This is a genomic window from Dictyobacter aurantiacus, assembly GCF_003967515.1.
Lineage (GTDB): Bacteria > Chloroflexota > Ktedonobacteria > Ktedonobacterales > Ktedonobacteraceae > Dictyobacter > Dictyobacter aurantiacus.
In genome coordinates this window covers 3,148,939-3,160,995 of the sequence record NZ_BIFQ01000001.1, presented here as the reverse complement: position 1 = coordinate 3,160,995, position 12,057 = coordinate 3,148,939, and the positions used below count along the sequence as shown (strand labels likewise).

Here is a 12,057-nt window from a genome sequence, read left to right as displayed (position 1 = left end):
GTGCGCCCGCGGGCGCACCAACATCCTCTAAACTCCTGAAGAGATATCTACCTGCAGATTGCTTAGAAGGCACTTGCCTGGGCGGTTGGATTGATCTGTACGTCTGGATACTGCTGACGCACCAGTCCATCCAGCATGGAGAAGATCTGTCCGGCCAGGTTAAACTGGCGGAAAGCGCCGAAGCCAGCGGTAAGCAGCAAGGGGAACAGCGCTGGAACAAAGACGGCGGCGGCGCCCACCGCCATTTTATCGATCCACTTCTGCTGTCCAATGGTCGCCATGATACCACCATTGGTGCGCTGCAGAGAAAGTGAGAGTGCCGCCTGCAGACCTATGAAGGCCTCGAAGTCGCTGCCCTTCTTAAACTGCACCAGCACATGATCGCCATTACCTATATATTGCGCTGTATATCCTTGAGATTGATAAGCGTTCACCAGATTATTTGCCAGTGTTTCAATATTGATTTCCTGATCGCGTAGATTGTAGAAACGTGCATCCATGACTTAACCCTCCAATATATTTATTGCCTTTTGTATAAAGTATGCGTTAGATGGTGTTTAGAGATAGTTCCGTATGTATCTACGCTTTTCCTGCCAGAAAGTTGGATGTGTATCCAACTTTCTGGTGAAGTGGGTCTTACGCCCATCACCCCTGAGAGCTGGTGTGCGCCCCCACACGCACGTCCGCTACGCAGCCGCGCTGTTTTTTATGCTGGTGCATCGGGTGCGCGGATGCGCACCCGATGCACCAGCATAAAAAGATGGGGACGCCTGCATGGAGAATGCAGGCTTATCAGGAAGTGGCACTGGTTTTAATAGTAGCCCAGCGTTTGCCGCCGTCAGTGCTCTGATAGAGCTGGGCACTCCCATCTTTTGCGCTGCCGATCACCCAGCCGTTGCTGGTCGATATAAATTGCAGAGCCGCGATTTTGTCCACACCCTTCCCTAATGGCGCATCTCGATTCCAGCTCTTACCGCCATCGCTAGTGCTGTAGATAGTGTTCCCGTCACTGCCCGCAGCCCAGCCATGGCTGGCATCCGTAAAACTGACCGTCGTGGTGATGCTAGAGGAAGCGGGATTATCACTCCAGGTTTTTCCGCCATCATGGGTAGTGTAGATGACGACCGCGTGACTGTTGTCCATTATCTGCGCAGGCAGGATACCATCGTTCTGGCTGAAAAAGACCGGTGGAAACGTACGGATAGCGCTCTTCCCGGGTAGCTTCAAGGTCTGGGTGGTCCAGGTATAGCCTGCATCCGTGCTGGTATAGAGGATCGGCGTATTCTGCTCGGCGCTATATCCAGTCACCCAGCCCTGTGTGGTGGTTCCAAAGCTGATGCCTGTTTTTTCGATATTGGCAGGCAAGGTGTTGAGTCTGGAGCCGTTCGACTGGTTGGGATTATCTAACTGGTACCAGTTGTTGCCACCATCGGTTGTTGAAAATACATTCACCGGCTCATCCGTGGGCTTGTTAGAGCCGCTTTTAAGAAGCAGCCAGCCATGCATTGGGTCAATGAAATTAATATTCACAACTCCCTGGCCCGATACGGGTAGAGGGGATTCTAACCAGAGATCGCCCCCGGTATACGTGCGCCAGATGGAGATTTTGTCATTGACCTGTCCGGCAATCCAGGCGTTCTGAGCATCCAGGAAGGTCGCGTTGCTAAAGGTCGGTTGTGGCGCGCCAGCACTCGGTGTGATATCCTTCCACTGAGCCGTCCCCTGCGTGGTATGCAATACGTGTCCGTCCTGGGTGACAGCCCAGCCGGTTTTATCGTCGATCATATGGATAGCTTGCAGTGAGACTGCCTGGCTGGGTCCCGGCGTTGGAGTAGGCAATACCACCACCGAATTGTCATTGGTGTTCTGACCATCCGAAGCTCCACAGCCGGCCAGCGTCAGCAGGCAGATAGCCAGCAGAGCCGCCGAAAATAGCAGCCACAGACGCCGGATTCTGGCGGGTCCGCGTTTACGATAGCGCGAAGTATACATATGTCAAATCCTCTAAAAGTATATATTAGCATAGAAAATAACAGATAGCTTCTTCGTATTGTATGTGCCATCGCACATAATTACAACGCCTGGATTTTCAAGGAGTTGGTGTAACACAACAGGTGGGCGCATCCGCGCCCACCTGTTGTGTTACACCAACTCCTTGAAAACAAACGTATCCTCAGACAATCGTCTCTTCTTCATTGAGGATGGCTCCGCCAAACTGCTCGTTGTAGAGGCGCGCGTATACACCACCCTTTTCCAGCAGTTCTTCATGCGTACCACGCTCAACGATCTCTCCTTTATCAACCACCAGGATAACATCAGCTGAAAGGATGGTGGAGAGACGGTGGGCGATAGCCAGAGTGGTACGCCCCTTCATCAATGGCTCCAGCGCGGCCTGAATCAAGCGCTCGGAGTGGGTGTCGAGGGCGCTAGTCGCCTCGTCAAGGATCAGGATACGTGGATTTTTGAGGATGACGCGGGCGATGGCGATGCGCTGCTTCTCACCACCTGAGAGACGGTAGCCACGCTCGCCCACGATGGTGTCATAACCATCGGCGAGCTCCATGATGCGATCGTGGATAGCGGCGGCTTTGGTGGCCGCGATCATCTCCTCCTCGGTCGCGTCGGCGCGCGCATACAATAGATTATCGCGTACCGAAGAGTGGAGCAGGTAGGTCTCCTGCGTCACCACGCCGATAAGCTCGCCAAGCGAGGCCAGGGAGATATCCTTGACGTTGTGACCATCGATCTCTACCGCACCCTCATCAACATCATAGAGCCGGGGCACCATATAGGTCATGGTCGTCTTGCCGGAACCACTGGGTCCGACCAGCGCGGCCAGCTGGCCCGGCTGAATCTCGAAAGAGACGTCGTGCAGCGTCTGGCGCGGTGCTTCCTCCTCCACACTTTCATGGATACCGTTCTTGCCGTTGCTCCCATCCCTGCCATTGGCCGGTGCCGGTACAACCTCTACTGGCATACGGCGCAGAGAGAATAAACCGCGTTTGCCGTTGCCGTTATTTTTATTTTTGGCCGCCTCGGGCAGGGGAATCAATACATCCGGTATATCCTTCTTGTAAGTGAAGGAAACATTCTTGAAGGTGACGCGTCCACGGGACTCCTCGGCCGTCAGGTGCAGGGCATTGGGCTTGTCTTTGATCTCAATCGGGATATCCAGGTACTCGAATATACGGTCGAACAGGGCCAGAGAACCTTGCACCTCAACCTGGACCGTTAGGAGCTGGCCGATCGGGAAGAAGATGCGGCTCTGCAGGGTGGTGAAGGCTACGATCTTACCAAAGGTCATAAAGGGATCGCTATGCGAGATGATCTGCGAGCCCGCCACCAGATAGACAACGGCCGGGATAATCGAAAAAAAGATGTTGATCGACATAAAGAACCAGCGTCCAATCATCTGCTGGCGCACTTCCAGGTCGGTAAGCTTCTGGTTCTCGTCCTCAAACAGCTTTTGTGCGTACTTCTGGCGTCCAAAGGTCTTCATCAGCAAGATACCGCTGACCGAGAGGGTCTCCTGCATCATGGCGGTCAGAGAGGCCATGGTCTGCTGGGTCTCTTTACTGGTGGTACGCCGGATCGCGCCAACTTTGACGGTGATCCAGAGGAAGATGGGCAACAGTCCCAATGAGATAAGCGTCAAGATGGGACTGAGCACCAGCATGGCGATGATGGTGCTGATAACGGTCGATATATTCGAAACGATGCTGGTGGCGGTATTGGTGACCACCGATTGCACGCCGTTGACATCATTGGAGAGCCGTGACTGGATTTCGCCAGTGCGTGTGGCGGTGAAAAAACGCAGCGACATGCTCTGTAGATGCTCATAGAGGCGGTTGCGGAAGTCGCGCATCACACGCTGCCCGATAATATTGTTGAGATAGGATTGCCAGACGCCGATCAAGCCAGTGACAACCGGGGTGACGATCATAATTATCACGTAAATGATCAGCAGCCTCATATTTCCTTTGGCGATCGCGTCATCAAAGATGCGCGCGATCAACAAAGGATTGATCAAACCCAATACAGTGGTCAGAATAATGGCGATTAAAACGAAGAGGACCTGCCATTTATACGGCGTAAACGAAGCTGCGACGCGCCTGACCGTGCGTGCATCGGTCTTCCGGCCCCGCAGCTTCTGCTCCTCTAAATAGGAGGACATCCCCCCTCCCATGCGATGAAAACCCATACCTGATTACTCTCCCAACAAGAAACTTTCTTCTTAATTGCTTTGTAACTTTGCGCACAAAGTCCGAAGTCTACTCATTTTAAATTCTTCTATCAGAAAGTATAGTAGATTTTCGCGCTCAACACACTGTCCAACAAGACGGTTTTTCACCCTGTCGATTTTACCAGTAGGTGCTGGGCTTGCCCCAGCTTTGACCCTTGCGGTCACTTTGTGCCGATTTCTCCCTCGGCATACCATAATATTTCTGATGGAGAAAATAACACTATCTCCGTCGTTATAGATATAGATGTACCTGGCCCCATAGATGATTGGATGCGGTCTGTTAAGGCAATACCAAACCATTTGTACTATGCGCATAGGACCTTAACCAGGCAAACACCGTATCTTCACCACAGCCGTGGTATACTCTGAACTGCATGACTAAATGCATTTTGATATGTCATTGTTATTAGTAGCGCATGGGCCGGACTAGAGGAGGGAGTCCGGTTGACGAGGAGGAGGCTGTTCGGAACCTGTCAGCGGGGAGCCTCCAGGGATGATCACGTCCCTGAGAAGAGAACACACAACGCCTGCCGGTAACGGTCAGGACAAACCGTTCTCAGTGGTGTAGTAGAACAATTGCGTTTTATTACATACAACATAGAAAGGTACCCGACACCATGTGCGGTATCATAGGCTACGTCGGCTCAAAAGAGATCGATGTCACTTCCATATTGCTTGATGGCCTCTCCAAACTCGAATATCGCGGATACGATTCCGCCGGTATCGCCGTTCTAAACTCCACCGGTACGATTGATCTCCATCGCCAGGCTGGCAAGATCGCGAACCTCGTTGCGACCGTTGAAAATGGTTCCCGACCCGGCGATAGCACGCTGGGTATCGGTCATACACGCTGGGCCACCCATGGGCGACCAAACGATACTAATGCCCATCCCCATCCCGATTGCAGCGGTAGCCTGACCGTTGTACACAACGGCATCATCGAGAACTATGCCGAACTGCGTCGCGAGCTCCAGCAGGATGGCCACGTCTTCCAGTCCGAGACCGATAGCGAGGTGCTAGCCCACCTGATCGAGCGTGAATACTTCGGGCCCGCCAATCACGATCTGGTGCTGGCGGTACGCACCGCCTTGCAGCACGTAACCGGCGCCTACTCCATCGGTGTGGTCAGCCGCGAACATCCAGACCTGCTGGTCGGCGCCCGCTGCGCCGGTCCCTTGATCGTTGGCCTGGGCGAAAACGAGCAGTTCCTGGCCTCCGACATCCCCGCTATCCTCAAACATACGCGCAACATCCTCATCCTCGAAGAGGGCGAGGTTGCCGAGCTGCGTCCCGAGGGCGTTAAATTGACGACTCTGCATGGAACGCCGATCGAGCGCGCACCGATGTCTATCGACTGGGATATCGAGGCGGCCGAGAAGGGCGGCTATCCCCACTTCGTGATCAAAGAGATCAACGAGCAGCCAGAGGCTCTGCGCCGTGCCTTGACCGGCCGCAGCCGCGATGGCCAGCTCCATCTGCCCGAGCTTGAGCGCATGGAGCACGCGGGACTGCTCAATAACATCCAGCGCATCCTGGTCGTGGCCTGCGGCACCTCCTATCACGCCGGTATGATCGCCAAGTACGCCATCGAGAAGTGGGCGCGCATCCCGGTCGAGACTATTACGGCCGCCGAGTTCCGCTACTGCGATCCCATTGTGGGACCAGAGACCCTGTGTATCGCCGTCACCCAATCCGGTGAGACCGCCGATACGCTGGTCGGTATTCGCCAGGCCCGCGAGCATGGCGCGCCGGTGATCGCCGTCACCAACATCGTCTCCAGCGCCATTACCCGCCTGGCCGACGCGGTCCTCTACCTGCAGGCCGGACCCGAGATCGGCGTGGTCGCCACTAAGACCTTCGTTAGCTCGGTCGCCGTCCTCTACATGCTGGGACTCTACCTGGGTCAGTCGCGTGACCGCATCCAGCCGGAGCAGATGCGCGAATTCCTGACCGCCATGGATCAGCTCCCCGATCAGATCCAGCACATTCTTGACCACGCCAACAGCAAAGGCGATATCATTGAACCACTGGCAAAGCGCATGGCCTCGGTCAACAGCATGATGTTCATTGGCCGTGGCGTCGGCTATCCAACCGCTCTCGAAGGCGCCTTGAAGCTCAAAGAGATCTCCTACATCCACGCCGAAGGCTTCCCGGCCGGAGAGCTCAAGCATGGCTCCATCGCCCTGCTCGATCCCGAGACGCCCCTGGTTGGTATCGCCACCACCTCCCATGTCTATGAGAAAGTGGTCAGCAACATTCAGGAGGTACGCGCGCGCGACGCCCACATCATCGTCGTCGCCACCGAAGGAGACGAAAACATTCGCCAGCACGCCGACGACATTATGTACGTCCCGGCCACGCTCGAAATCTTCAGTCCCCTGCTGGCATCGGTCCCCCTGCAGCTCTTCGCCTACCACGTAGCCGTCGCCCGTGGCTGCAACGTCGACCAGCCCCGCAACCTCGCCAAATCCGTAACTGTGGAATAGGAAACGGGATACCCGTGGTCATATTTCTATGACCACGGGCATTTTCAACTATCTGCAACTCCATACCAGTTTGCTTAATGGAACCTATTTGCTATATGGGGATAAGGGCTGCACCCTTATCCCCATATAGCAAATAAAGGCTCCTACTTCATCTGTTTGTTTTTGGTGCGGACGCGTTCGTAGAACTCTTCCATAGTGCCGATGAAGGAGGCGTTTTTGTGCCAGAAAGCGGGATAGTCGCCCTGCTTTTTGATCAGGAGGGCGGAAACGGCCGGCTGCGCGGCCACCGTCTGCTGGGGCGCTGGCAGGCGCGTCGCGCCGGTCCAGAACTCTTTGTGGCTGGCGATCTGTTGGGGTTGCGTGGTTGGATGGGTGTAGTAGGATGCCACGGGCTGGACTTTGGGTTCGCTGGTGGTTAACGCGGAGGCCAGGGTCGCTCCCAGTGGGGTTTTGGCCAGTTCGGCCTGCAGTTCTTCACGCGGTAACCCACGCAGGGTGAACATGAGGAAGGGATCTTTGTCCAGGGCGGATGCCAGCAGATAGTAGACGCCGGCGATGTGCTTGCAGGGATTGGCGTAGTCGGGACATGAGCAGTCGGTCTCGAAGTCGCGGGCGCTGTGCGGCAGCAGGTGCAAACCCTGCTCGATGAAAGCATCCTCGATGGTGTCAGGCATCTCGTTCATCAGCAGTTTGGTGAGCAGGTCGGCCCGGCTGGCGATGTTCTGGATCACCTTGCTCCAATCTCTAGCATTGATGGATCTCAGAATGATCGAGGTCTTGTAGGTGGGTTCCTCAAAGACGCCAAAGTAGGGATTGATGGAGCCGCGCACTCTGGCCTGGACAGTGCTGCGGTCGATCTTATAGTTGATGATGCGGCCGTTGGTGGCGTATGAGCGTCCACGACTGAGGCGGCCAGTGTCGGTAAATTGTTCGAGGGCCTGGATGAAGCGCTGGCCCCACCATGTACGGCTAAACTGTGTCATCATTCCTACTCCACGATCGCGCTGCGCCGCAGCTCAATTAGCTCTTTAAATGTGTTATTATCCAGTTCCGTCAACCAGGATTCGTCGCTCCCCACGACCAGCGAGGAGAGCCGCTTCTTATCTTCAATCATGGCGTCGATGCGCTCCTCCATGGTCCCCATGGCGATAAATTTGTGTACGAAGACGTTTTTGCGCTGACCGATGCGAAAAGCACGATCGGTGGCCTGGTCTTCAACGGATGGATTCCACCAGCGGTCAAAGTGAAAAACATGGTTGGCCTTGGTGAGGTTGAGGCCGACGCCACCCGCGCGTAGCGAGAGGATGAAAAGGGATGGCTCGGTCGCCGGATCTTGAAATTCGCTTACCATCCTTTCGCGCCTGGCGACATTGGTCCCACCATGTAGATAATACGTATTGTAGTATTTCTTGTGCTCAAGGTAGCGCTGCAGTGCGTCACCAATCTCTGTAAACTGGGTAAAGATCAGCGCGCTCTCCCCACTCTCGATGACCTCTTCCACCATTTCGGTCAGTCGCTGCAGCTTGTGGGAGCGCTCGGTGGTGAAGGCGCTGCCATCCTGCAAAAACTGCATGGGATGGTTACAGATCTGCTTGAGCTTGAGCAGGGTGGCCAGGATAATGCCCTTGCGCTGTATGCCCTCGGCCTCGTCCAGCTGCTCCATTACGTCTTTGACCACCGCCTCGTACAGCGAGGCCTGCTCGGCCGAGAGGGTGCAGTACATCTTCTGCTCAACCTTGTCCGGCAGGTCGTTGATGATGCGCTTGTCGGTCTTGACGCGCCGCAGGATAAATGGTTCGACCAGCTTTTTGAGGGTCGTCGACTGCAGCGCGTTGTTATCTTTATAGATCGGCAGCTCAAAGTTTTTGCGAAACTGCGCTTCCTTACCCAGGTAGCCGGGATTGAGGAAGTTGAAGATAGACCAGAGGTCGCGCAGGCGATTCTCGACCGGGGTGCCGGTCAGAGCCAGCCGATGGATGGCGTCCAGCTTGAGGATGGCGCGCGTCTGCGCCGCCTGTGGATTCTTGATGTTCTGGGCCTCGTCGACCACGACGCGATGCCAGTCGATACTCTGCAATAGCTTTTCGTCCAGTCGCGCCAGGGCAAACGAGGTTAAAATCACGTCCTGTCCTTGATACAGCTCCAGAAATGCCTTCTTCTCTTTGGGACGCGTGCCGCCCTGGTGTACCAGCACCTTCAATTGAGGTGCAAAGCGCTCAATCTCTTTGCGCCAGTTGCCCAGCACCGAGGTGGGGGCGATGATCAGCGTCGGCCCGACGGACTCGCTCGCCTCGCGCTCCTTGAGCAGACGGGCAATCACCTGCAGGGTCTTGCCCAATCCCATGTCGTCGGCCAGGCAGGGATTCAGCCCCAGGCTCTCAAGATAGTGGAGCCAGGCGACGCCGCGCTTCTGGTACTCACGCAGGTTCCCCTGCAGTGCCACGGGATCATCAATGGGGGTGATGGCGTTTTTATCGTCAAGCTGTGACAGCATGTCCTGCAGGTCCTGGTCGTACTCCCATTCCAGATCATCGCCTCCTTCGGCGCCCAGCTTGATCAGATCCATCAGTGAGATCTCGGTGGATTCGTTCTTGTGCTTCTGCCAGAATTCGAGCATCTGCTGCATCTTTTCACGGTCAAGCTCCATCCACTGACCACGAAACATGACCAGCGGCGATTTGGAGTTAACCAGCTGGCGCCATTCTTCTTCTGAGACAACCTGTCCGCCAATCGAGAGTTGATAGTTATAGTCAACGATTTTCGTAAGATTGAAATGATCGCCTCCAGGCGCCGCTGTAGATCCTTTAGATGAACGCAGTGATGTCTTGAGACGAACCTTGCTGCGCCGCCTGCCCTCAGGCGTCCACCAGGAGGGAACGATCACGATATAGCCAGCATCCTCCAGTACCCAGGCCCCCTCTTTCAAGAAGGTAAATGCTTCTTCAAGCCTGAGATGGAAGCCGATCGGCTTATCTGTGCTCATACCCTTCCAGATCAGTGGATAGATGCGCGCGGCATAGCCCAGGGACAATAAAAGATTCTTTTCAAAGTCGTCACCAAAGGAGCGTACCGCCTCGGCGCGCGCTCCAGGCTCCATTTCCCAGTAATCGAACAGACTCAATTGATGGGAAGGATCGCGCCTGGATGCAACCAGAAAATGCATGTGCCAGCTATCAACATCCCCGGCACTCGCCTCCTCTAAGCGCAAGCAAAGCGTGAATCCGGCCCCCGTATGTGCCTGCGTCAGATTATTGCGCCAGGCGAGCCAGCCCTTATACTCCTGCAGTGCCTCGGCGCGTTCTTGAGTAGGTGTGGGACGGTAGGGATAAATGCACCGGTAGAGCAGCGTGTCAGCGATCTGGTGATCAAAGGTACCGGTGAAAGGGGTGCCTGTGACAATGGTGTGGAGCAGGCATTCAGAGAAATGGCGCAACAACGCTTCTTTGTCGAAGAGGGCCGCGCTCTCTGGACTATGGGCTCCGGCCACACACGCCCCCGGCATGGCGGCCAGGTAGCGCTGGATGCTCGTCTCATAACTATCTGAAATCAACTCCCAGGCTGGATGTAGCGTGAAACGGGTCGCTTTTTTGCCGCTCTTCCCCTTCTCCCCCACCGTCTCAAGTGCCTGGTACTTTAAAGCCGGAATATACTGGTCTTTGGCGATGATCGCTTTGAGGGCCTGGGTATATTGCTGCCAGAACAGGAGATCCGTCCCCAATTGGAAATCTTCAGCCCCATTGAGCGCCTTGAAATGAATAGCGTTCAGGGTAGTAATGATCTCCGTCACCCGGTAGCAACAGATCGGCCAGGGCTTGAGCTCAAATTCGAGTGGCTCTTCCTCTTCGACGTAGCGCAACAGCTCAAAAGAGGGCACGGGCCTGCTATCCACGGTTGGCAACAACAGGTAGCGGCTGCACAGGGTATTCGCCAGTGTACCAGGGAAAAGCTCTTGCAGGCCCAACTTCTCCACCAGAAACGTCTCCAGAGCATTCTTTGCCAGGTGCCGTGGATGAACAGTGTCTGGTCCCGACTTCGCCACAGCTTGCACCGTATCCGTCTCAACCCAGAGATAAAAACTTCCACCCTGCATGAACTCCTGCGCATCGTCAGGAAGCCAGAAACCATGGATGATATGCATGCGATACTCCCACCATGAGCCACAATATGATCAAACTATATCAATCGTGCTCACCACATGTCTTGATAAAATTTTGTCGTACAGCATAGCATATTCATACCGCTATTGTCGAATATCCCGTAGGTGCGCCCCTCGCGGGCGCTTCCCCGTCGGATATCCCGTAGGTGCGCCCCTCGCGGGCGCTTTTCTAGCTACTTCGCTCCAACGCGGCGCGGTTCCAGTTGGCCAGGTTGGCGGCGGCTTCGTATGTGCTCTGGAAAAAGTCCAGCAATGCCTGCTCGGGATCTGGAGCCCGGCGCATGTCGTCGTAGAGGTAGAAGAATTCGGCCAGGTCATCATTATGGAATGCTTTATCCGGCTTGATGGGTGCGCTGCCCAGGTTAGGCGGTTCGGGGGCCGCGTAAACGTAGAAGGCCGCCCGGGGTGAGGCAGTGCTGCCAGGCCAGAAACCACAGCTGATAACCTCGTGTGAGTACGCCTCACGCGTAATGCGGTCGGCTCCCTCCCTCTCGGGAGCCCTTCTGCCCGAGAAGCGGGTCACGGCCAGGTCGAAACTTCCCCAGAAGAAATGAACCGGACTGCATTTGCCGATGAAGCGACCGCGAAACTCTTTCATAACCCGATCAACCTGCTGCAGGATATGCCAGAAGCGTTGCGCATACAGCGGATCATAGGTATCATGGTTGAGGTCCTGGTCAAAGGGGATGGCATGCTCAATCTCACAGGGGCGCGGATCAATGGTAACCTGAATATTGAGCGCGCGCAGGGACGCCATGAATTCATGGTAAAAATTTGCGACCGAACGCGAATAGAGAGACAATGTTCTGCTGCGACCATCGTCGGTGGCGATCAGAAGTTTGTGATCAATAAAATCAAAGCTGATCTCAAAGCAGCCGTGCCCGTAGGGGATTGTTGATGTTGTCAGGCCGCGCGCCGAGACGTAGAGAGCTACCTGCCACCAGTGATTGCAGTATGGACTCAACGCCAGTCGTACCTTGCCCACCATCTGCGTCCACAGGTGCAGCGTCTCGCAGGTCTCTTTCCAGGCTTCAAATGGTAACGCCGGCCACTTTTCCTTCACCATACTTACAGAAGTCTTGCTCTGCATGATGTAATCATCTCCTCCCACATAAACGAACATACCACGTGTAAGCAGAACTATATTAACCTACTGTCCCACAATATGCTCT

At 55.2% G+C, this 12,057-nt stretch carries 7 protein-coding genes; 1 reads left to right on the top strand and 6 read right to left on the bottom strand.

Going from position 1 to position 12,057, the window contains the following annotated elements:
* Positions 1 to 62: 62 nt before the first annotated feature.
* The 3 genes from KTT_RS12755 to KTT_RS37405 all read right to left on the bottom strand — a co-directional run bounded on the left by KTT_RS12755 (position 63) and on the right by KTT_RS37405 (position 4,174).
* A complete protein-coding gene (locus KTT_RS12755; RefSeq protein ID WP_126596336.1) occupies positions 63 to 500 on the bottom strand; it encodes a hypothetical protein in 438 nt (145 codons plus the stop codon).
* 292 nt (positions 501 to 792) lie between these two features.
* Positions 793 to 1,992, bottom strand: coding sequence for a WD40/YVTN/BNR-like repeat-containing protein (locus KTT_RS12750; RefSeq protein ID WP_126596335.1), 1,200 nt, complete (start codon positions 1,990 to 1,992; stop codon positions 793 to 795).
* A 181-nt stretch (positions 1,993 to 2,173) separates the two neighbouring features.
* Positions 2,174 to 4,174 carry an ABC transporter ATP-binding protein gene (locus tag KTT_RS37405; protein WP_268904505.1) on the bottom strand — a complete coding sequence of 667 codons (2,001 nt, stop codon included), beginning with the start codon at positions 4,172 to 4,174 and terminating at the stop codon, positions 2,174 to 2,176.
* A gap of 686 nt (positions 4,175 to 4,860) precedes the next feature.
* On the opposite strand from KTT_RS37405, the gene glmS reads away from it, so the two are divergent.
* Positions 4,861 to 6,729: a glutamine--fructose-6-phosphate transaminase (isomerizing) gene (gene glmS / locus KTT_RS12740; RefSeq protein WP_126596333.1), complete on the top strand. Its 1,869-nt coding sequence runs from the start codon at positions 4,861 to 4,863 to the stop codon at positions 6,727 to 6,729.
* 143 nt (positions 6,730 to 6,872) lie between these two features.
* On the opposite strand, the gene KTT_RS12735 is transcribed toward glmS, so the two are convergent.
* The 3 genes from KTT_RS12735 to KTT_RS12725 all read right to left on the bottom strand — a co-directional run bounded on the left by KTT_RS12735 (position 6,873) and on the right by KTT_RS12725 (position 11,975).
* A complete protein-coding gene (locus KTT_RS12735; RefSeq protein ID WP_126599580.1) occupies positions 6,873 to 7,712 on the bottom strand; it encodes an SWIM zinc finger family protein in 840 nt (279 codons plus the stop codon).
* 5 nt (positions 7,713 to 7,717) lie between these two features.
* Positions 7,718 to 10,867 carry a DEAD/DEAH box helicase gene (locus tag KTT_RS12730; RefSeq protein ID WP_126596332.1) on the bottom strand — a complete coding sequence of 1,050 codons (3,150 nt, stop codon included), beginning with the start codon at positions 10,865 to 10,867 and terminating at the stop codon, positions 7,718 to 7,720.
* 187 nt (positions 10,868 to 11,054) lie between these two features.
* A complete protein-coding gene (locus KTT_RS12725; protein ID WP_126596331.1) occupies positions 11,055 to 11,975 on the bottom strand; it encodes a DUF5996 family protein in 921 nt (306 codons plus the stop codon).
* Between the last annotated feature and the right edge of the window lie 82 nt (positions 11,976 to 12,057).